Source organism: Shewanella sp. ECSMB14102 (genome assembly GCF_000813075.1).
Lineage (GTDB): Bacteria > Pseudomonadota > Gammaproteobacteria > Enterobacterales > Shewanellaceae > Shewanella > Shewanella indica.
Genome location: NZ_JWGX01000117.1, coordinates 1 through 1,073, shown reverse-complemented (window position 1 = coordinate 1,073; position 1,073 = coordinate 1). Strand labels below are relative to the sequence as shown.

General features: G+C 36.4%; 1 protein-coding gene. It reads left to right on the top strand.

Annotation, left to right across the window (positions count from 1 at the left end; all coding sequences use genetic code 11):
- Positions 1–262: 262 nt before the first annotated feature.
- Positions 263–865, top strand: a complete 603-nt coding sequence (locus tag RC73_RS19595) for a hypothetical protein (protein ID WP_071476986.1) — start codon at positions 263–265, stop codon at positions 863–865.
- The last annotated feature ends 208 nt before the right edge of the window (positions 866–1,073 follow it).

The following is a 1,073-nucleotide window of genomic DNA, read 5'->3' as shown; positions in this document are numbered from 1 at the left end:
AAGGCAGCCTAATTTAGCGAGTGGTGCACTTCGGAGTTGAATTCGCGAGGGAATAGATTAAGTAATGATGATGCTGATGCATACATAGATTTAGCAGAGGAAATGGGGAATAAAACCTCAGATCACAGAGGAGAAAAAGGAAGACAGGGAGGTGGAAATGAAAACCACTGGAAAGGAGGGGAACATATTCATATTGATCGTATGAGGTCAGGTATAGGAGATAAGCACATCCCCACAGAGCCCATAGAGAGGGAGAAGTAGCGTGATATCAGGTACTATTATCGTTGTAAGAGCGGATTTGCAAACTTACTATTTTGCAACAGATCAAGTTAACAAGATTTTGAGAGTTTCAAATAAAATATACTGTGGATGTGGTAGGTCATGGGACTATTGGTTACCTGATAGCGTGCCTGAAAATATCAAAAAACTTACCAAGGAAGCTGAGGATTCATACTCTCAAAATTTAATGTATCGTCTTTTTCAAACCAGAGAAAAAGCTAAACTAGTTTTAGACTGGCTTAATGAAAATGATGACGATTTTAGTTACGAGACAATAGAAGTTTACTCAGTAAAAAAAGCTGATGAGATTACTGTGAAAGAAGATGGGTTTATTGGTATTGATATAGATTGCAATGGTCACTACCCAATAAAGGAAGAATTATTCGCCTCAAAAATAGATAATTCTATACAAGTTGAGTTCGAAGAGTTTTTCACCTTACTTAACAGAAATGGACTTTTCAATTCAGCAGAAGATGCAAAGAATTTTATAGACTGCTACCTTAGAATTCAGAGTCACAGGAATATTGAGAAAGTGTCTGAGGATGAAATTTTATATAGTTTTATCTACAAACCAAATAGTAATTAAATTAAAAAAAGCATGATATCCACACCTTTATAAGGCTCTGACAAGCCGAGTAGCTCTGTACTGATGAATCCCCTGATGATTTAGATAAAAATCATCAGGTTAAGGTAGAAACACAGTTAAAAGATAGGACAGCCAGTTAAAACAAAAAAATCAAGCCACCCCCGAATTCAGATAATAAGTGCACCACTCATGGTTAAACGGTGAGGAG